The organism is Paenibacillus sp. FSL R7-0273, from assembly GCF_000758625.1.
In the GTDB taxonomy this organism is placed as follows: Bacteria; Bacillota; Bacilli; order Paenibacillales; family Paenibacillaceae; genus Paenibacillus_AQ.
The window spans coordinates 2527904-2545139 of the sequence record NZ_CP009283.1 but is presented as its reverse complement, the minus strand read 5'-3'; the positions used below and the strand labels follow the sequence as shown (position 1 = coordinate 2545139).

13 protein-coding genes are annotated in these 17236 nt (G+C 53.9%); 2 read left to right on the top strand and 11 right to left on the bottom strand.

Annotated features, from left to right (window positions below; all coding sequences use genetic code 11):
- Positions 1 to 299 precede the first annotated feature (299 nt).
- Entirely contained in the window at positions 300 to 1577 is a 1278-nt protein-coding gene (locus tag R70723_RS10695) for an IS110 family RNA-guided transposase (RefSeq protein WP_039870016.1), read from the top strand.
- A 536-nt stretch (positions 1578 to 2113) separates the two neighbouring features.
- Here the strand turns inward: R70723_RS10695 and R70723_RS33980 are convergent.
- From R70723_RS33980 to R70723_RS10680, 3 genes are all read right to left on the bottom strand, one after another.
- Positions 2114 to 3433: a M20 family metallopeptidase gene (locus R70723_RS33980; RefSeq protein ID WP_039871908.1), complete on the bottom strand. Its 1320-nt coding sequence runs from the start codon at positions 3431 to 3433 to the stop codon at positions 2114 to 2116.
- A gap of 233 nt (positions 3434 to 3666) precedes the next feature.
- Positions 3667 to 5112 (bottom strand): DEAD/DEAH box helicase, encoded by a 1446-nt coding sequence (locus R70723_RS10685; protein ID WP_039871906.1) that lies wholly within the window; start codon positions 5110 to 5112, stop codon positions 3667 to 3669.
- Positions 5113 to 5145: 33 nt separating this feature from the next.
- Positions 5146 to 5808, bottom strand: a complete 663-nt coding sequence (locus tag R70723_RS10680; RefSeq protein WP_039871903.1) for an HD domain-containing protein — start codon at positions 5806 to 5808, stop codon at positions 5146 to 5148.
- A gap of 308 nt (positions 5809 to 6116) precedes the next feature.
- Here R70723_RS10680 and R70723_RS10675 point away from each other — a divergent pair, with 308 nt between their 5' ends.
- A complete protein-coding gene (locus R70723_RS10675; RefSeq protein WP_039871901.1) occupies positions 6117 to 7391 on the top strand; it encodes a histidine--tRNA ligase in 1275 nt (424 codons plus the stop codon).
- Positions 7392 to 7482: 91 nt separating this feature from the next.
- On the opposite strand, the gene R70723_RS10670 is transcribed toward R70723_RS10675, so the two are convergent.
- From R70723_RS10670 to R70723_RS10635, 8 genes are all read right to left on the bottom strand, one after another.
- Positions 7483 to 8724 (bottom strand): helix-turn-helix transcriptional regulator, encoded by a 1242-nt coding sequence (locus R70723_RS10670; protein ID WP_039871900.1) that lies wholly within the window; start codon positions 8722 to 8724, stop codon positions 7483 to 7485.
- Positions 8725 to 8911: 187 nt separating this feature from the next.
- A complete protein-coding gene (locus tag R70723_RS10665) occupies positions 8912 to 10945 on the bottom strand; it encodes a methyl-accepting chemotaxis protein (RefSeq protein ID WP_039871897.1) in 2034 nt (677 codons plus the stop codon).
- A 248-nt stretch (positions 10946 to 11193) separates the two neighbouring features.
- Positions 11194 to 12153 (bottom strand): radical SAM protein, encoded by a 960-nt coding sequence (locus tag R70723_RS10660; RefSeq protein WP_039871896.1) that lies wholly within the window; start codon positions 12151 to 12153, stop codon positions 11194 to 11196.
- 165 nt (positions 12154 to 12318) lie between these two features.
- Complete coding sequence (locus R70723_RS10655) at positions 12319 to 13566, bottom strand: stalk domain-containing protein (protein ID WP_039871895.1); 1248 nt, start codon at positions 13564 to 13566, stop codon at positions 12319 to 12321.
- Between the two features lie 148 nt (positions 13567 to 13714).
- On the bottom strand, positions 13715 to 14665 hold the full coding sequence (locus R70723_RS10650; RefSeq protein ID WP_039871893.1) for a nucleoside hydrolase: 951 nt from the start codon (positions 14663 to 14665) through the stop codon (positions 13715 to 13717).
- Positions 14666 to 14791: 126 nt separating this feature from the next.
- Positions 14792 to 15976, bottom strand: coding sequence for a MalY/PatB family protein (locus tag R70723_RS10645; protein WP_039871892.1), 1185 nt, complete (start codon positions 15974 to 15976; stop codon positions 14792 to 14794).
- 76 nt (positions 15977 to 16052) lie between these two features.
- Entirely contained in the window at positions 16053 to 16415 is a 363-nt protein-coding gene (locus R70723_RS10640; protein WP_039871891.1) for a LytR/AlgR family response regulator transcription factor, read from the bottom strand.
- A gap of 128 nt (positions 16416 to 16543) precedes the next feature.
- The gene (locus tag R70723_RS10635; protein ID WP_039871890.1) at positions 16544 to 17233 is read right to left on the bottom strand and encodes a S1 family peptidase; all 690 of its coding nucleotides are present in this window, start codon (positions 17231 to 17233) and stop codon (positions 16544 to 16546) included.
- Between the last annotated feature and the right edge of the window lie 3 nt (positions 17234 to 17236).

Below are 17236 nucleotides of genomic sequence, written 5' to 3'. Positions count from 1 at the left end.
CTAATACTACTGTCAATATTAATAATACTGCTTGCTCTGCTAAAACTACTTTCTACTAACACTAACACTGGCATTGCTATTATTCCTATTACTGCTGTTACTGCTATTACTGATCCTGCTGCTCCAACTTTCGGATTTCTAACGGACCCCAGTGACCTTATCCTACCAAAATAGCTTCGTTTTCTATTCTAAACATTCCTGTATTCGCTAAGTTATTGGCTTAGACAAAAACAAGAGCGCCTCGTATGATGAGAGTATAAGGGGTCGGAAGCCCAAAAACTCATCAGGAGGCGCTTACTATGAAGTTTAACCGAAACGAAACAACGAATCAACGTATTGAGCGAATTACGGTGCAGCATGTAGTGGTTGGGATCGACATTGCTAAGGATATGCACGCCGCGCAGATGACCGATTTTCGCGGGCGTTCGCTTACTCCCCGCCATCTGTCTTTTCCCAATACGCTAGAAGGCTTTGAGAAGCTTTTGCGTTGGGTAAAAGAAGCCCAGAGCAAGCACCGGCTAACATCCCTTCTTATTGGACTTGAACCTACGGGGCATTACTGGTTTAACCTTGCCAATTGGCTGCTTCAACAAGGGATTGAGGTGGTGTTGGTGAACCCGGTGACCACCCACCGTAATAAGGAAAACCGGGACAATAGCCCATCCAAGAATGACCCCAAGGATGCGCTTGTCATTGCAGACGTGGTCAGTCGCGGCTACTACACAGACTATGTGACTCAGGAAGCCACTTTTGAGCGTCTAAAGACACTCATGAGTGACAGAGAGTACTGGGTAAAGCAATCGATAAGCTTGGGCAATCGAATCGTCCGCTGGATCGACCTTTATTTCCCCGAATTCCGCCAAGTCTTTCCGGACTGGACAGTGCTTCGTTCGCTAGCATCGCTCCACGCTTGTCCTTTGCCATGTGATCTAAAGAGACTGAGTGTGGATGAGGTGATTAAACTTTGGCGCAAGCAAGGGATGAAACGGGCCTCCGGCGTCAGTGGCAGAGCGAAAGCAGGCGCGTTACTTGCAGCAGCAGCGCGCAGTATTGGGGATACGAGAGCAACGGAAGAAGCACGGCAAGACCTCTACCGCCTGATTCAAACCTACAAGCAGGTAACCGTCATGCTCGGTGAAATAGAGGAGGCCCTCGGGCGGATCCTGCAAGAAATTCCTTTGGCTGAGCAATTACGAAGTATCCCGGGTCTTGGCACGATGACGCTGGCAGCCATTCTAGCCTCAGCGGGCGACCTGCGCCTGTATGCGCACGGCAGGCAATTGTTACGACGAGCCGGTTTGAATCTGGCTGAGTGTACCTCCGGTAAGTTCAAAGGGCAAATCAAGCTCTCCAAGCGGGGGGACAGCATGCTCCGCAAGCACTTCTACTGGGGAATGCTGAATCTGGTGCGGCAAAACCCGGATTTTAAGCGGTGGCATACGCACAACCAGGAACGGGGCATGAAGAAGCAGGCGTCGCTTTTTAAACTGATTGGCAAGCTGGCTCGTATCCTGATCGGTATGGTCCAGCGAGGGGAATCATACCAAAGTGCATCTGCAGCCCCAGTTGCCGCATAAATTGGAACCACGAGAATTGACTTGTTCGCAGGATTCTACAACATTGCATGTATAAGAGAACCGAGTGTGTGTGTCCGGAAGGGCCTTGACCCGTTAACTAAACGCTATCGGTCTCCACGCCATGGACAGGTGTAACGAAGGAATGTGAGGGCATAGACCCGTAGAGATCTGGGAGGGTGAACCTCCATGGGCCAAGTGGAGTATGCAGGATATCCTTGGATTAAAGCACGTCATACGCTGCTTTTGTTCCTGCATGCCCCTAGCGCTCCTGGCAGCTCAACCCCCACCATTAACTCGCACTCCCTGTTACTCCAGTACGTTGAAATCCTGCGAATGAGTGAGTATTTGTGAGAGAAACTCTTAAATACGAGGGACGGACACCTGCGCCTTTATCTGGAGCTATTCCGGCAAAAAAGCTCCGTTTTGCGGCAAATAAGTGCATCTGGGTCCGTTAGGTTTGCGGCAGCCAGATTTTTCGAAGAATAACGTCCTCTGTGTCCGTTAGAATGAACAAATTCGAGGAATGAGGATGCATCCTACTCCCCAGCTGCTCCAAGAAAACGAACCGCCAGCTCCCGGTAAAAGCTGATCGATTCCAGATACGCTTCAATATCGATCCACTCATCCGGCTGATGGGCCAGCCCGGGGTCACCGGGACCGTAGATCAGCACGGGCAGCTTGCCGTGATTGTGAAGCACGGATGCATCCGTGTAATAGGACACGCCCTGCACAGCTGGAGAAGCTGTCCCCCGTCCTGTTGGAGCAATAACATTCCCGTCCACACCTCCGCCCGTTGTAGCGCCAACGTTCCCGTCTACTCCCCCAACCTCATGATCAACAGCCAAACGGGTACCCGCAGCGATCGCCTCAACTCCTTGTCCAGCCGTCCTCCCCGGCTCGCCGGCAAGCTCAAGTGCGGTCCGGATCAGCTCCTCGTCCGGCTGAGTATAGACTCCGCTGCGGTCCAACAGCTCCTGCACCTCATAGCGGAAGCCAGCCTTCAGCTGCTGAATATCGGCCAGCCTGGCTGTTATCTCAGCCAGCAGCTCCGCATGCTGCAGCGGCGGAACGGTGCGGATGTCCACGTCGATGGTACAACGGTCAGCTATGACATTCGTCTGTACACCGCCGGAGATGGTATTGACCGACAGGCTGCTTGTCCCCAGCACAGGATCATGGGCCTGCCACTCCAGCGCATGCCGGTGGAGCAGTGCGATGACTTCCATCATCCCCTCCACCGCATTCAGCCCAAGCTGCGGCATGGAGCCGTGGGCGCTCCGGCCAAATAACGTAATCCGCAGCCATAAGGCTCCCTTATGGCCGATAGCGACCCGGCTGCCTGTCGGCTCGGCAATGACCAGGCCGTCCAGCTCCTCGAGGTTATGCTCCTGTGCATACTGCCGTGCCCCGCAGCTGTCGACCTCCTCACCGGCTGTCGCCAGAAAGATCAGGTCACCGCCCAGGCGGATCCCCTCCTGCTGCAGCGACACCGCAGCGAGCAGCATGGCTGCCAGCCCGCCCTTCATATCAGAGGTGCCCCGGCCGTACATCCGGCCGCCTTCAATTACAGCGCCATGCGGCGGGTATTTCCCCGCTTCGGCAGTCCAGGCGCTGACCGTATCCAAATGTCCGCAGAACATCAGCTTTCTGCCTCCGGCGGCGCCGGCAAACACAGCCTCAAGATTACTTCGGCCCTGCCCGATCCCCCGGACCGTGCTGTCAACCCCGGCCGTTTGCAAAAAATCATACAGCAGCAGGGATAAGCGGTGCTCATTCCCCGGCGGATTACAGGTATCCGTCTGAATCAGGCTCTGCAAAAAGGGAACCGCAAATTCCCGGCTTCTCACGTCTATCATCTTCCCCATCCCCTTCAGCAGCATACTTGTGATAGTTATGTTGAAATGTACGCTAATCCGCAGATGTTTGCAGCCCAAAATATCACGTTACTTGCACCCGGCCTGCTCCGACAACAAAAAGCCCTGCTTCACTGCGGGATCAAATCTTCCGCAGTGAAGCAGGGCTCCCGGAGGGTCTCATTGAACTGCGCTTCACCGCAGCTGCCGCTTTAACCTTCTCCCGTTTTCCGGTATTACTTTTTCGCAATATGCACTTTAAGCAGCTTGCCCTTGATTGTTGTATCCTTCATTGCCTGCAGTACCATTGGGCCTTTACCGTTCAGAATATCCACATAGGTTACATTATCCTGGATAGTGATGATCCCGATATCATCGGCGGTCATTCCCTCAAGCCTGGCAATCGTGCCGACAAAGTCGACCGCACGCAGCTTCTTTTTCTTGCCGCCGTTGAAATAGAGCTTCATAATGTTCCGGTTCATAACTTCCGTTTTGCCTGCCTTGCGGACCTGCTGTTTGCCCAGCTTCTGTTCAAAGGCCGGCCTGGCATAGGCCACGGCATCCTCCGACGGGGCCTTCATCTGCGGGAGTTCAAACCCGATGTAGCCCTCGATGTCCTTCACCCATTTATGCTCATTAGGGGTAACGAGCGTAATTGCTTTGCCGCTTTTGCCTGCACGGGCGGTCCGGCCGGTGCGGTGCACGTAGCTCTCTTTTTCCATCGGGATATCGTAGTTGATCACATGGGTAATGTTCTCGATGTCAATGCCGCGGGCAGCTACATCTGTAGCAATTAGATAACGGAACTGGCCCCGCTTGAACGCGTTCATCACCTCAAACCGCTCATCCTGCATCATCCCGCCGTGCAGCTTGTCCGCAGGAAGCTCCTGGTCAGCCATCCCCCGGAACAGATCGTTTACCTGCTCCTGCGTCCGGCAAAAAATAATACAGCTGTCCGGATTCTCCACCGTCAGCAGGTCCAGCAGCAGCCCGAATTTGGCAGCCTGTCTGACCACAATCAGCGCATGCTCAATCGTCGCCGTCGTAATCCCGCTGGCTTCAATTTCAATATCCACAGGCAACGTCATATATTTGCGGCACAGGTTCTTGATCGCCTCAGGCAGCGTGGCCGAGAACAGCATCGTAACCCGCTCCTTAGGCAGTTGCTTGATAATCTTCTCAATCTGCTCGATAAAGCCCATGCTGAGCATCTCATCCGCTTCGTCAATGACTAGCGTTCTGATCTTGTTCAGCGGCAGGGTGCCGCGCTCGATATGGTCGAACACGCGTCCCGGCGTACCAACGACGACATGTGTTTTTTGGGCCAGCTCAAGCTTCTGTGGGGCAAAGGGCTGCTTGCCGAACAAAGCTACCGCCTTGATCCGTTTGAAACGGCCGATATTCGTAATATCCTCTTTCACCTGTGCGGCGAGCTCACGTGTCGGCGTCAGTACCAGCACCTGGGGCTTATTCTCGGCCCAGTCCACCAGCTCACAGACGGGAATGCCGAACGAGGCGGTTTTGCCGCTGCCGGTCTGGGATTTGACAATCAGATCCTGGCCGCCGAGGGCTACAGGAATGACCTTGCTCTGCACCTCAGTCGGGCTCGAATAGCCCAGTACGTCCAGCGCCTTGATAATCTCTTCATTTAAATCATAATCTCTGAATTGTAACTCGCTCATGTAGTTGTTCCTTCCGTGTTAAGCATTGTCCCATTATAACAGCTTCCGGCTGCCCTGATTCCATTCTTTATAAAATTGCTCCAGATACAGCAGCATGAAAGCATGCCGCTCTTCAGCCAGCTTGCGCCCGTAGGCGGTATTCATCAGGTCCTTCAGCTTCAGCAGCTTCTCATAAAAATGGTTAACCGCCGTCCCCTTGGAATAATCGCGGTATTCCTTCTGCAGTGATTCATCACGCGGAGCCTCCTCCGGATCGTATACCGGACGGCCCTTGGCCCCCGAGAAAACCATTGTCCGCGCAATCCCGATTGCCCCCAGGGCGTCCAGCCGGTCTGCATCCTGTACACATTCCCCCTCCAGAGTAGACATGGGAGACCCTCCGCCCCCGCTGAAGGACATGGTCTCTATAATGAGCATGATATGCCTGATCTGCCCCGCATCCTCCAAATGCTCATTAAGCCATTGCTGTACCTTCCTTAACCCGGCTTCCTTGGAAGTATTCAGCTTCTCATCGGCTACATCATGCAGCAGTGCGGCAATTGTACAGATGAGGACATCCGCCTCTTCCATTCCGGCGATCAGTGCTGCTGTATTCCGTACACGGTCAGTGTGAAACCAGTCATGTCCGGTGGTGTCCCGGCCCAGCTGTTCCTTGGCAAAGCCTTCGGCTGCAGCTATTATTTGTTCATAATTCATTAAAAATGCCTCTTTTCACGTTAGTCATCATGTAACCGCCCCCGGTATTTTGCCGCTTGCACGGCTCCTTCTCATCCGTTATAATGTGCATTAATCAAAATGTAAAGGGAGCTGATCTCGGTGAGCCTTATAAACAGCATTTCCATCATACAGAATCAGCTTCATCATCACAAGCAGCGTTAGCACACCTGAAGGCATTCAGGGAGGGCTAACGCTATTCGCGTTTGACCTCCCTGCGGAATAGGAACGCGCAGGACCACGAGGTCCTGCGCGTTTTTTTATATTCCAAACCCAAGGAGCTGTTAAGGATGCAAAATATTAAAGGAACCTATGATTTTTTTGGAGCAGAGCAGGCGGCCAGACAAAAGGTCCAGACTGTGCTGCGCAGGCTGTTCGGGCTGTATGATTATGAGCCGATGGAGACGACTATGCTGAATGAGCTGGAGCTGCTGGCCTCCAAATATGCGGGCGGGGACGAGATCCTCCGGGAAATGTACCAGCTGACCGATCAGGGCGGACGCACACTGGGATTGCGTTATGATCTGACCATCCCGTTCGCCAAGGTGCTCACGCTGAATCCTGGCATCAGCATGCCGTTCAAGCGTTATGAGATCGGCAAGGTATTCCGCGACGGTCCCGTCAAAAAGGGCCGTCTGCGCGAGTTCCTGCAATGCGATGCTGATGTGGCCGGCATTGCCGGTCCGCAGGCGGAAGCCGAGCTGATGCAGCTGGCCGCAGATGTGTTCCGGCAGCTGGATATTCCTGTGGTGCTCAAATGGAACAACCGCCGTTTCCTGGGGGAGATTCTGTCCTCAGCCGGCGTGCCTGTGCAGGACAGCCTGTCCGTAATGCTTACACTGGACAAGCTGGCCAAAATCGGCATTCCCGGTGTGCTGTCTGAGCTGCAGGCTAAGGGGCTCAGTGGAGCCGCGGTTGAGTCCATTGCCCGGCTGCTGGAGACTGACAACACAGACTTTAGCAGTCTGACAGACAGCTATAAGCTCACCGGGCAGCCGGGAGCTCTTGAAGTACAGGCGCTGCAGCAGCTGATTGCTGCCACCGGACTGTCTGCCATCTGCGTCTTCGACCCGTTCCTCTCACGCGGCCTGTCCTTTTACACCGGAACGGTATATGAAATCTTTGATGCAACCGGCAGCTATACCTCAAGTCTTGGCGGCGGCGGACGGTATGATAACATCATCGGCAGGCTGGTGGGGCGGGATGATCTGAATGTCCCGACCGTTGGCATTTCCTTTGGCATGGAGTCGATCATGGCACTGCTGCTTGAGCGTCCCGCCCGGGAGGAATATTCGGGCGTGCTGCTTATTCCTGTCGGTGAGACGATGCCCCTGGCACTGTCAGCCGCTGCCGGGCTGCGGAATGCAGGCATCCGGGTCAGTGTGGACACCGGCACGCGTAAGCTCAAAAAAGTACTGGCCGCCGCCTCGGCCCGGGGCATCCGGTATTGCCTCCTGATCGGAGAAAGCGAAGCTGCGCTTGGCAAGCTCCGGCTTAAGGATATGAAGGAGCAGACTGAGCGGCTGGTTACAGCGGAGGAGGCACAGCGGATTATTTCCGCCTGAGCCCGTGCCTGCGTGCATGACTAACCGGCTTGCAGACGATCTCTTTGATCCGCCGGTTAGCCTGTTAGCCTGTTACCCGGAGGCAAATGACTTAGCGGCTTCTCTGGTACCGCTCACGGTATTCCTTCGGGCTTCTGCCGCTGTATTTCTTGAAGGCGCTCACGAAATGACCCGGGCTGTCATAACCGACGAGCAGGGCCAGATCGTTAAGCTTCAGGCTGGCGTCCGGCAGCAGCTGCTCCGCTCTGCCCATTCTGATCTTGACGGCATAGTCAGCAAGCTGCATGCCGACATGCTGTTTGAAATGCCTCAGCAGACTGTCCTCCTCCATCCCGAAGAGCCGGGCTGCTAATGCAGGCTGGAGCTCCCAGCCGTAATTTCGTTCTATATATCTTCTGAGCGCCTCGGCAAGTGCTCTTTCCGGGGACTGGCGGGCCAGCCTCACTTCCTCCATGACAAGCAGGGCCAGCGCTGACAGCTGAGCTTTCAGCTCCGGCGCATTCGTACAGGCTGCAAGCGTGCTGTGGCTGTTCCACACATATTTGGACAAGGCAGTCCCCCGGAAGGCGAACTTTCCGGCAGTAACGGCCAGCAGATGCAGAACCCGCAGCCCCTGATACAAATGCAAGTCTGACAGCGGCGCTTCCTGCCTGCCTGCTTCAAACAGCGCATCCAGCTCCTGCCCGAAGGCGAAGGTATCCGCAGTCCCTATCAGGTGCAGCAGCCGGCGTTCCTCATCTGCGGACAGCCAGGTCACGGCGGAGACAGCCCAGCTGCCTTCTACCTGCTGCGTCTCCGCCAGGCTGCTCCTGCCGAGGGCACACAGGCAGGAGACAAATGCATTTTTCAGCCGCTTCAGGCCCTTGAGCTCAACACCTGCTGTAACCGTACATGCGTATTTCAGGCTGGAGCCCAGCCTCCGCTCCAGCTCTTCCATAAACCGTCCGGCGCGGTCCGTATGCTCCGCCCCTTCCTTGGCAGGGATCAGAAAAAAAAGCTGCAGCGGATTCGCTTCACTGGCAAACGGATAAATATGCTTCCAGCCTGCTGCCGCCTCCCGGCAGGCAAGCTGAAACTCCATCCCCGCGGCATGCTGTCTGCGTCTGGAGGCGGGAGACAGCTCCTCCGGGGGCAGCTTCAGCTCAGCCGCGGCAAAGCGCAGCCTGAGGCCCTCGGCAGCCAGCTGGGGGAGCTTGAGCTGGCGAAGCCGGGCTCTGGCCTGCTCCGTACTTAGCCAATCCTCCCGGATCAAATCCAGCAAAAAGCTCTCCTGCAGCTGCTTCACCTGTAAGCTTCCCGGCAGCTGCTCTTCTTTAAGTGAGATTTCTACCATGCTGTTCCCCCCTTTCAATATGCAATAAACGGTAAACCTGACATCATATTATATTCTTACTATAATTATGGACTGAAATACCAGGAAGAACCGCTGCAGCGCCAAATTTATGGTGTACCCGGAATAATCCCCCGGGAAAGCGCAAAGAAGCGGTCCCTGCAAGCAGGAACCGCTAATTGTTTTTCGGTTATATTTTGAATTTTTCGACCAGGCTCTGGAGCTCCTTGGCGCTTTGGGTATTCTCATCCGCCATCGCTGCTTCGTGGAAGGTCTTCTCAACGATGTCAGCGGTTTTCACGGCAATATCCTGTACTCCGATCGCTCCTTCATTAACAGTAGCAGCCACTTCATTCACAGCAATGGCAATACTGCCTACGGTTTCATTCAGATGATCGGCGGCCTCGGCAAATTGTCCCATCAGCCCGTTGATCGTTGAAGCATCCTCGTTATACTGCTGGCTGACTTCATTTAGCCGCTCATAGTCGGCAAGCACGTTCCGGTCAATAAAGTCCAGTACGGCTTCCGAATGCTCCTTCATCAGTCCGACGGAGGTGTAGACATTTTTGACTACATCGTGAATGCCTGATGCGGTCTCCGAGGATTTCTCGGCCAGCTTGCGGATTTCGCCGGCCACAACCGCGAAGCCCCGTCCTGCCTCACCCGCCCGGGCGGCTTCAATCGCCGCATTGAGCGCGAGCAGATTGGTCTGGCTTGTAATCGACAGGATGGTATCCGCGAGCACGTTGATCTCGTTGATGGCTCCGGATTGTTCGATTGCCTGTTCCATTTCAGTGCGTACCGCCTCGTAGATCCGCTTGGCTCTGTCCGTCGATTCCAGGGCATCATGCTGCAGGGCAAGCGCACGCTCTGTAATGTGGCCGGACACCTCCGCTCCTTCTCTGACCCGGCCGGAAATCAGCTGGACATTGGTCTGCACCTCATGGATCGCTGCCGTCATCTCCTGGGTGGAAGCCGCCGTCTCCTCCATGCCTGCAGACAGCTGCTCGGTTGTAGCCGAGTTGTCATGCGCGTTCTCGCGCACGTCAACCGAAAGCTTTTCCAGAGTCACCGCATTATCCAGCACTTTGGTTGAAATGTTCACCAGACTTCCGGCCATATCGCGCAGAACCGCACGTGTGTGGAACATGGCTCTGGCAATTGTACCGGTTTCGTCCTTATTCCGTACCAGATGCTCATATTGCATATCATATTTCAGATCCAGCTCGGCCGTACGGTTAATCAGCTCGGTCAGCTTGATGATCGGTGAAGATATCCGGGTTGCCACAATCATTCCGATCAGAAGCGTCAGCAGCAGGCTGCCTATACCGAGCAGGATAATAAAGGTTGTCATATTGTCGACAGGCTTCATGATTTCACCGATGTCACCGGTCAGCACAAGCGTCCATTTGGTATCCGGCATTACGGTAAACGCGGCCTTTTTTTCCACTCCGTTAAAAAGATACTCCACATTATCGTCCGGAACCTCAGCCCCGGTCTTCACCTGCTCTACCACAGCCTTTATCTGCTCATTTTCAACAGGGAGGCCAATCTTGGTTTCATCAGGATGATACAGCATATTCCCGGTCTCATCCACCAGATAAGCGTAGGAGGAAGGGGCATTGGCCACCTTGGCGTCCGCCAGATATTTAATAATGCTGTTCGCGTTGACGGCTGAGGCGACGAACCCGATCATCTCACCGTCCTTCATTACCGGATGGGCAAAAGCCAGCACATAAGCCCCTGTCGATTTGGACTTCAGTGTTTCGCTGATCACAGCCGCCTTGGTCTTGATCACGTTAATCGTGTAATTACGTTCGCTGAAATCTGTGCCCACCAGAGCAGTGTCACTGTCAGCAACCGCGATGCCCTGCATATTAACTACAAACATGTGCTCGAGGTTACCCGCATCCTTGACCTGTGTCTGCAGCCGTGTATTAACCTCAGCCTGCAGCTCATCACCGGCGCTTAATTCACCGGCCGCCTCCCTCGCCAGCAGCTCAATAATTTCTGATTCGCCGGCCGCCTGCTGCATGCTCCGCTTTTCTTTGTCGATCATTGCCTCAATTGTCTGTGCTTTGTTGGTGTTAACCTGTGCCATCGCGGATTCGGTGAGGTCCATTATAGTGCCAGTGGATTTGTTATACGTGAAAACCCCCATCATTGCTGTAGAAATCAGTGTAACGACGATCATCATAACCGATAGCTTCATCCGAATTTTCATTTAATAAGCACCCTTCCGCCCTCATCTTATCCATCTTCTTTAAAAAGCCTAATTTTTGTAACATTTATTACAATTTATATCGGATTGTACTGGTGGATAGTGAAGATGACATGAAGAATTTCAGCGAATAATATCACACTTTGTCGAATTATAGGGTTATTTGGCATGGAAAATAGAAAAGGACCACGGCATAGAAGCCGCAGTCCAAATTAAATCAGGCTATAGCCCCATATCCGGAGCATGCCGTCTTACCCCTCTGCGGGGAAAAGAGCGTCCAGCGCCGGGCAAGGCAGCTTTTCCAGGTACCGCTCCAGCGGCTTCGGCATATTGCTGTAGATTTCAGTAAGTGAGGTGCCTTTATAAATGTTGCCGATAATGACCGGATGACACAGCTCGGAGATCAGAATATCGCCGTTGCCGTGCAGATGCAGCTGCTTCTTGCCTTCAATACAGTGCGGGAAGTAGACGCCCGGCTGCTCTTCAAAGCCCAGTCTGTCCATGAACCGGTCCATACAGGTAAAGTACAGCGTGGTGTCCTCCTTCCGGTTAGCGATCAGCTGGTTCACGGCATTCTTCAGGTTCTCCTGCGCCGCAATTGCCTTCCAGCCGGTATGGCCCATAATGATGCTGTTTTGGATTTCGTGGGTCCGTACTCCCATGGAATATACATGGTCGCTGATCTCCTGCATGTTATCCTGCGTCTGGTCGAACAGCAGCGTTTCCAGCACAACGTTCACGTCTGTTTTGGCGAACAGGGTGATGTTCTCTCTGATTTTTTCGTAGACTGTCGGGTGGATGTTGTAATATTTCGAGAAGCCTTCAGCCGTCGTAAAGTTAAATGAAATATGTATCGTGGTCAGGCCGGCCTTCACCAGCTGTTCAATCCGCTCCGCGTTCAGCAGACTTCCGTTGGAATTAAGCTGGGTCTGGATGCCGCGGGAGGAGCAGTAGGACACAATCTCCACACAATCCTGGAACTTCAGCGTAACCTCACCGCCGGAGAGACGGACCCGCTTCAGCCCCGGAAGCTCCTCCAGAATGCGGATAACCTCCTTGCCGTTGATGGCCTCCCCGTCATTTCTATTATAGGCGCAGCAGTAATCGCAGCGGAAATTGCAGTTCGAGGTAACGCCTACTTCAAGCCCCTCCAGCTCATACGTCAGCGGCTTATCAAGCTCCAGTGCTTTATATTTTATGCTCATGCTCAAATGTCCTCCTGTAAGTAAAGTAGTCAGCCCAAGGGTCAACCTTAAAAATTATAAAGGTTTCGCGCCCAGGTTTATGTGACATTTGTTGTGTTGAGCTTGTTCCATATGCCGCGAGCAGGCAAAAAAAAGAGACTGCACGCAGCAGCCTCTTCATTATTAATAACCTTATAATTCCACGGATTTACTCATTTCGTTCCATACCGGCTGGCCGATCAGGCCCAGACGCCAGATGGCGATGCCCTTCAGCCCGTAACGCTTCGCCAGGCCGATCTTTGCATTAACAGAGGTCTCGTTCTCACTGTATACCGAGATGCCGAGAATCAGCTTGTCCCTGCTGACCTGCTCCAGCGCCAGGCGGATTCCCTGATCAACCAAAGCCAGCGGCTCCGGTCTGGATTCATCTTCATAGGCATACGCCATTATGACCAGATCATCAGCCAGCGATGCCAGCGTCTTGTAATCATACCCCTTATAAGAGCCGTTCAGCGGCGGCAGAATGACCGTCAGCTTGAGTCCTGCCGGACGGGCCACCGCCGCCAAGTTCTTCACGAATGTATTGAACTGGCTCTGCACCAGCTGCTTATCACCGGTCAGCCCCAGTCCCTCCAGATCAAGCCCGATGCCCTGGAAGCCCTTCTCCGTTGCCAGCGACACGATGCTCGAGATGGTCTGCTGCTGCAATGCCGGGTCCTCCAGGTTCTTCGTCAGCTCAAGCTCCTTATCTCCCGAATAGACCATCAGATAAGGGGCCGTGCCTCCGGCTGCGGCGTTCTGGACAATCGACTCCGGCGTCACATCACCGTCAGCCTTCGGCCACCAGAAATCCGTACTGCTTGTCGTAAACTGGCCGCTGCGGTCAAGCCGGCTCCAGCCGAAATGAACAGCATCGAAGCTCTGAATCAGCGACACCTCACCGTAGGATTTCTGGGCATAGAAGCCGAGTGTATACAGGTCTCTTTGGGGCGAAGTGATGGATACAGTCTTTGTAGCCTGATTCCAGCTCACCCCGGCTCCGAACTGCTGGCCGAAGAAGCTGAGCGGGATCATCGTCGTGCCGCGGATATTCTGCGGTGCTACAGCCAGCTTAACTGCTGCACCGTCTACTGTTGCCGTTGTACTGCCTAAAGTGAGAGTGACCACCTTGGAGCCTGAGGCTCCGGTGCTGGTAGCTGTAATTTTCTTGGCTGTCTGGTTCCACTCCACCTTAATGCCGAGTGCTTCGGAAATGGCCCGGAACGGTACCATTGTTGTTCCGCTCATTACGGCCGGTGACACGGGAAAGGGCAGCGGATAACCGTCCAGCATAATGGTCACGCTGCCTGCGGCAGCAGCTTGTGCCTGCTGTACAGGAAAAGCAGTAAAGCCGCTCATCGTTATCGCAGCGCATAATATCAGCTTGCTCAGTCTTTTCATATCTTCTATTCTCCAATCTGCAGATTCTGAATGCCGGACTATCACGACCCTATCATTTTACCAAACTAGCACAATTTAGCAAATTAATAGATTGTCACTTTTGAATGCCGGCGCTGACATTTCTTCAGAACCCTGCAGACGGGAAAGCTTACATAAACGCGCTTAAAAAGACACCGACCGCACGCCGGGCATCCACTCCAACAGCCACCTCAATGAACTCTCCGACCTTGGGCTGCGCCCGCAGATCGGCTACGACCATCCCGCAGGTATGCTCCCCCTGATGCTCAACACGGACCTTCATCCTCCGGCAGGTCAGCAGATCCGGCTGCAGCGCAGCCATCAGTGCCAGCGGATCGTGCAGCGGTGCTGCGTCAATAATGTAGTTCGCCTCCCGGTAAAAGTTGAAATAATGCTGCAGGGAACGGTCCATAAAGTCAATGATCGCCCGGTTCTCTTCCTTGCCTTGGCGTTTCAGCAGCTCCATATGCTCTGCAGTAATCAATGTCTCCAGTGTCACATCCAGACCCACCATCAGCACGGGCAGGCCTGAAGTAAACACCCGGTCAGCAGCCAGCGGATCTCCCCATAGATTGGCTTCGGCTACCGGTGTCACATTCCCCGGCTTGAAAATAGTACCGCCCATCACGGCCACCTTTTTCAGCTTGCCTGTCAGCCCGGGGTCAAGCTCAAGCGCCAATGCCAGATTGGTCAGCCGGCCCAGTGTCACCAGCACGAATTCGCCGGGATGCTCATTTGCCAGCTTTACGATAAATTCTGCGGCAGTCTCCTTAACCGGCTGCCGGGAAGACGGAGGGAGCTGAACGCCGCCAATGCCGTTCTCCCCGTGCACATGGGGCGAGAAGCCGCCGAGCTCCCGGGCCAGCGCCTTGGGAGCGCCGATGGCAACAGGAATATCGTAGTCCGGTTGAGCGAGATCCAGCAGCCTGAACGTATTCTCTGCTGCCTGTTCAACACTGGTATTGCCAAAGCCCATAGTAATTCCTTCTATTACAACACCCGGGGTACGAAGCGCATACAGTATGGCAAGTGCATCATCAATGCCGGTATCACAGTCAATTATCATTCGGGTTGTGCTCATGTACAGTTTCTCTCCATTCATCTCTGTATTCCGCATAGTCAAGCAAAAAGCCTGCCGCGCTCCCCGCGAACAGTATGTTCACAGGAAGCAGCGGCAAGCTTACTTGTAATGTGTTATAGCGATAGGTTATTTGGCTGCTGTAAGATAAGGTGCAGCCGCCCGGCTGAACCGCTCCAGTGCCTCAGCAAGGATAGAACGCGGACAAGCGAGATTGATCCGCAGATGGCCTTTGCCTTCTGTACCAAAAACGGAGCCTTCATTAAACGCTACCTCCGCCTCCTGGTACATCAGCTTCTTAAGTCCGGCTGCATCAAGCCCGAAAGCAGAGCAGTCCAGCCAGAGCAGATAGGTAGCCTCCGGGCGCATAACCTTAACTTCAGGAAGCTGCTCTGCGAGATAGCTGATCGCATAATCAGCATTACCGGCAATATGCAGGACCAGCTCGTCCAGCCAGGTCTCCCCTTCATTATAAGCCGCCTCTACCGCCTCCTGGGCAAAATAATGCGACATATGCAGGCTAAGCGTCTTCAGCTTGCGCTCAAACTGGCGGCGCAGCTGCGGATTTTTGGCTACTATATAAGAGGTTTGCAGGCCCGGCAGGTTAAAGGTTTTGGTTGCTGCCAGTGTGGTTACCGTAATATCTGCCAGCTCCTCCGACAAGGAGGCAAACGGGATGTGCTGATGTCCGGGCATAATCATGTCACAATGAATCTCATCGGAGATGACGGTGACGCCGTAACGCAGGCACAGCTCGCCCAGGCGCAGCAGCTCCTCACGCTTCCATACGACTCCGCCCGGGTTATGCGGATTGCACAGCAGCAGCAGCTTGGCGCCGCCCTGCATCAGCTCCTCGAGCTGGACATAATCCATCTCATAGCGTCCGCCGCTTAAGATCAGCGGATTCTTCGCTACCTTGCGGTCATTCATATTGATGACATCATAAAAAGGATAGTAGACCGGCGATTGCAGAATCACCTCATCCCCCGGCTGTGTGAACAGCTCAACTGCCAAGCTGAGCGAGGTGACGATTCCCGGAGAATCTGTAATCCATTCCGTCTGAAGCTCCCAGTTATGGCGGCGGCTATACCAGCTTACAATCGCCTGTCTGTATGATTCACCAGTCACGCTGTATCCGTAAATTCCGGATTCCACCCGGCGCAGAATAGCTTCCTTCACCGCCGGCGGGCTCTCAAAATCCATATCAGCCACCCACAGCGGCAGAATATTGCTGTTGCCAAACAGCTTTTCGCTCTGGTCCCATTTGTAGGAGCGGGTATTGCGGCGGTCAATTATGCGTTCGAAATCATACATTCCTTCCATCCCCTGTTCTTTGGCTTTTCAGAATATTGTATCACAGGGGAAGTCCTTCCGGCATCCTTTCCTGCGGTCAGCTGCCCTTACGCAGCCGTTCCAGGGACTGGACCAGGCGTTCCTCTTCAAACGGCTTTAACAGATAATCCACAATAGCCTGGTCAAAAGCCCATAGCGCGTGCTGTTTACTCTCTGTGGTGACAACAATCTGGATCGCAGGCAGCAGCTGCTTGATTTGCTCGGCAACAAGTACTCCCTGCAGGCCCTGAAGCTGGAGATCCAGAAACAGCACATCCGGCTGAAGCTGGGTCATCTGTTCCAGAGCGCTCTGCGGATGAGAAGACCTTCCGATCACAGCGACTTTTCCTGACCTGTGCAGCATCGCATCCAGCTTATAGAGATCCTTCTGATTCACATCCAGCAAAAACGCTCTAATCATTCCTCTCCCGCCTTTCTCCAGGAAATTGTTTTTAAAAAAAAGCTGTCCTGCACGCCTAAAATCAGACGCCTTGGGACAGCCATCATTTTGTAATAAGACCTGTTTATTCAGCTGCACGGGATGGCAGCTTATTTCAGCACCGCCGGCAGCAGGCTGCGGAGATCATCATTGTTAACGATCAGATGAATATTATTCATCGTCCGTAAAGAGCCGGAAATCACGCCGGCCAGCTGGCCGTGCGCATCCATCAGCGGTCCGCCGGACATTCCGCTTGCTATCTGTGCCGAGGTCAGAATTCTGCTGCGGCCGTTAATCTCCGCTGCAGGCGTGTTGACGATGCCCTCGGTAATAATATTCGTATTCTTTAAAGGATAACCCAGTGCGAATACAGCCTCGCCATGCTCTACCGCATCTTTGCGCACCTGAAGATAAGCATAGACATTGTTCTTCATCTTCATCGCGGCGGGCGAAGGCAGCTCAAGCACTGCTACATCCTTCAGCTCATCGTATTTCGTAACTTTGATCGGACTGATCACAGTCCCGTCTGCCATTACACCTTCCATCCGGTCAGCACCTTTTACAACATGGTACGCGGTTACCGCCGTGCCGCCGGGGGACAGGATGACTCCTGTACCCGTGGCACTTGCCGTCCCGTCACTTTTCAGCACCCGAAGGTAAAACATCGCCTTTTCGGTAAGCTGATAGGTCTGTTCGGCATTGTTGACTACCTGCGTATCGGCACTGGTTGTGCCGTTGTAGAAAAGGGCTGCGGACAGCAGGGATACTATGATGCACAGATAAGCCAGCTGTTTTTTCATCCG

What these genes read in the sequence shown, in the direction of transcription:
- R70723_RS10695 (WP_039870016.1), top strand. Translation starts at nt 300, where the DNA reads ATGAAGTTTAACCGAAACGAAACAACGAATCAACGTATTGAGCGAATT.
- R70723_RS33980 (WP_039871908.1), bottom strand. Translation starts at nt 3,433, where the DNA reads ATGATAGACGTGAGAAGCCGGGAATTTGCGGTTCCCTTTTTGCAGAGC.
- R70723_RS10685 (WP_039871906.1), bottom strand. Translation starts at nt 5,112, where the DNA reads ATGAGCGAGTTACAATTCAGAGATTATGATTTAAATGAAGAGATTATC.
- R70723_RS10680 (WP_039871903.1), bottom strand. Translation starts at nt 5,808, where the DNA reads ATGAATTATGAACAAATAATAGCTGCAGCCGAAGGCTTTGCCAAGGAA.
- R70723_RS10675 (WP_039871901.1), top strand. Translation starts at nt 6,117, where the DNA reads ATGCAAAATATTAAAGGAACCTATGATTTTTTTGGAGCAGAGCAGGCG.
- R70723_RS10670 (WP_039871900.1), bottom strand. Translation starts at nt 8,724, where the DNA reads ATGGTAGAAATCTCACTTAAAGAAGAGCAGCTGCCGGGAAGCTTACAG.
- R70723_RS10665 (WP_039871897.1), bottom strand. Translation starts at nt 10,945, where the DNA reads ATGAAAATTCGGATGAAGCTATCGGTTATGATGATCGTCGTTACACTG.
- R70723_RS10655 (WP_039871895.1), bottom strand. Translation starts at nt 13,566, where the DNA reads ATGAAAAGACTGAGCAAGCTGATATTATGCGCTGCGATAACGATGAGC.
- R70723_RS10650 (WP_039871893.1), bottom strand. Translation starts at nt 14,665, where the DNA reads ATGAGCACAACCCGAATGATAATTGACTGTGATACCGGCATTGATGAT.
- R70723_RS10645 (WP_039871892.1), bottom strand. Translation starts at nt 15,976, where the DNA reads ATGTATGATTTCGAACGCATAATTGACCGCCGCAATACCCGCTCCTAC.
- R70723_RS10640 (WP_039871891.1), bottom strand. Translation starts at nt 16,415, where the DNA reads ATGATTAGAGCGTTTTTGCTGGATGTGAATCAGAAGGATCTCTATAAG.
- R70723_RS10635 (WP_039871890.1), bottom strand. Translation starts at nt 17,233, where the DNA reads ATGAAAAAACAGCTGGCTTATCTGTGCATCATAGTATCCCTGCTGTCC.